We start from the raw sequence: 2,586 nt of genomic DNA, 5'->3' as shown, positions 1-2,586 counted from the left end.
TGGAAATTCAATTCAGAGAATGAATTTAATTATAAAATCCTTTTAGAAGACAAAACCCAATTGATTATTATAAACCAAAAGAAGTCAACAACAGAAACGCTAATCAAAAAACTGGAAACAGAAACTAAATAGAAAATACATCGCACAACAGCTAAGGCTTCGTTGCGTCTGAAAGACGAACAATGAAGCCGCGGTTGAACGGAACCGATTACATTCCGTCAACACTATGGAGTTATCGTAAAATGAGTATAGAGATTACAAGAGGCTAAAACGTCTCTTTTTTTTTGCAGTATAAACAGAATGGTTTTTATAGTGATTTCCTTCACTCCAAGCTTCGGGATTGGGCATAAAATCCCTTACCCATAAAGTTAATTTGTACAGGGAATTGAGCTTTGGCTATTGCCAAGATACCAACCAGGCGGACCACGCTGATCAAAAACCAATATCCGGTGTAAATTGCCTATTTTGCAACAAGGACATTTGGGCAAAAAAGGTTTCTTCTCTACTTTTTCTAGCACTTTTACCTTTAGTTTTTCTTGTAAAACTTTTAGTTTCTCCCGTTTCCAAGTGCTACTCAAAAAACCATAATGACGGAGCTTAACAAAACGCTTAGGCAAAATATGCAACGCAAACCTTCTGATAAATTCTTCGTGAGTAAGTGTCATTTGTTTCTTAAATCCGTTTTGACGGTAATCTTTGTAGCTAAAAGTTACGTTTTGATTGTCTATACTTTGGATTCGGTTATTGCTAACGGCTATTTTATGGGTATATCTTCCTAAATATTCCACTACTGATTTTGGACTTCCAAAAGGCTTTTTGGCGAACACTACCCATTGCTTTTCCCACAATTGTTTCTTGACTTTGGTATAATTATCAGGGCTTCTCTCTTTTAGTTTCTCACAATATTTTGCCCTAAAAACTTTGGACAATGCCTTGACTGCAAACAAAAATTTACCATCGCCTGGTATGTTTTGCCACTTGCCATTTTTGTCCACACCTCCGCCTGGAACAATGCAATGCAAGTGTGGATGAAGGGATAAATTTTGTCCCCAAGTGTGCAAAACAGCAATCATTCCGCTTTGGATTGCTGCGGCTTTACTAAAGGTTTTCAAAGTTTCCCATGCCGACTCAAAAAGTAAATCATACACTAATCTTGGATCATAAATAGCCAGACTATTAATGCCATCAGGCAAAGTAAAAACAACATGGAAGTATGGAACTGGTAAGAGTTCACTCTGACGAGCTTGTACCCAATCTTCTCGGTTTTTTCCCTGACATTTGGGACAATGTCTATTGCGACACGAGTTGTAACTAATACTAATTTTACCACATTGATCACACGCATCAATATGACCGCCTAAAGCTGCCGTTCTACATCTTCGCACGGCTGATAAAGTCCGCAATTGCCAGGTATTGAGTCCTAGATTCTCTACTTTGCTTCCCAGTTTTTCTAGTACATGAGCTACTTCATTTCGACTCCGCTCAATGCAGGCTATTCCACTTCGCTTAGCAGCTACTTGCGGCTGCATTTTTCGAAAAGTGTATCTAGCGGACTAAAAGCTTTTATAGTGTCAAGTTGAGCAATATGCAAATATTCCATTGTAGTCTCGATATTCTCATGTCCCAAAAGATTTTTTAATGTGATAATATCTAGTCCGTCTTCAAGTAAATGGGTAGCGAAAGTATGTCGAAGCGTATGCACGCAAACCTCTTTAGTAATTCCAGCAGCTTTAGTGGCTTGTTTAACCGCCCATTGTACGCCACGTTGGGAATAGCGGCTGTCGAAGTCTCCTCCAGCTCGTTCAACAGGTTGACCGTTAAAGAGATAGGCTTTGGGTTTTTCAGCTTCAATGTAAGTTTTGAGTCCGCGGATTAAATGTTTGGATAGTGGAACATAGCGGTCTTTTTTGCCTTTGCCTTGCACCACTTTGAGTTGCTCGCGATCAAAATCCAAGTCTTGCAAACGCACACTTCGTACTTCCATACAACGCAATCCACAACCGTACAAAAGTCCAATAAGCATTTTGTGTTTAAGTAGTTGGCAACTATGGAGCAACCGCCAAACTTCTTCTTTACTGAGAACTGTTGGAAGTTTTTTCTCGTGCTTTATAGAAGGTAAATGCAGGTATTCATAAGGAAGTCCTTCGGATTTTAAAAGAAACCGAAGTCCGTAAACGCAATGCTTGAAATAGGTTTGTGAAGGTGTTTTGGAACGCTTTTGAAGCATAAACAAGTATTCTTGCACTTGCTCTACATCAAGCTCTGTGGGGATTTTTCCAAAATGCAAAGCCATAGAAGCTACATGCCGAGCATAATTAGAAAAGGTACTTTGGCTTCTGCCTAAAACAGAAATCGTACGTTCAAATCGATGCAAGAGTTCCTCAAAATTTGGAACCTCACGAATTGCCTGATTAAGGATTTTGTTTTCCCTTAAAGCATCAGGATGCTTTTTTTTGTAACCATGTAAAAAGTTTTAGTATTTTTACAAAGGACTAACATTTTCACCCAAAACACTACCGAAGGTTTAGTTCAACATGAACTGTGTAAAAAAACTAATTTTTACGTCGTTTTTTGCAAATAAATATC

At 38.6% G+C, this 2,586-nt stretch carries 2 protein-coding genes; both read right to left on the bottom strand.

Annotation, left to right across the window (positions count from 1 at the left end):
• Nucleotides 1-368 precede the first annotated feature (368 nt).
• The gene (locus AP058_RS00080) at nucleotides 369-1,529 is read right to left on the bottom strand and encodes an IS91 family transposase (RefSeq protein ID WP_066305322.1); all 1,161 of its coding nucleotides are present in this window, start codon (nucleotides 1,527-1,529) and stop codon (nucleotides 369-371) included.
• The gene (locus tag AP058_RS00075) at nucleotides 1,514-2,374 is read right to left on the bottom strand and encodes a tyrosine-type recombinase/integrase (protein ID WP_369815117.1); all 861 of its coding nucleotides are present in this window, start codon (nucleotides 2,372-2,374) and stop codon (nucleotides 1,514-1,516) included. The genes AP058_RS00080 and AP058_RS00075 overlap by 16 nt, the downstream gene beginning before the upstream one ends.
• Nucleotides 2,375-2,586 lie beyond the last annotated feature (212 nt).

Origin of the sequence: Flavobacterium sp. TAB 87, from assembly GCF_001529295.1 — a bacterium.
GTDB lineage: Bacteria > Bacteroidota > Bacteroidia > Flavobacteriales > Flavobacteriaceae > Flavobacterium.
The sequence above is the reverse complement of the archived record's forward strand: the minus strand, read 5'-3'. Positions and strand labels throughout refer to the sequence as shown.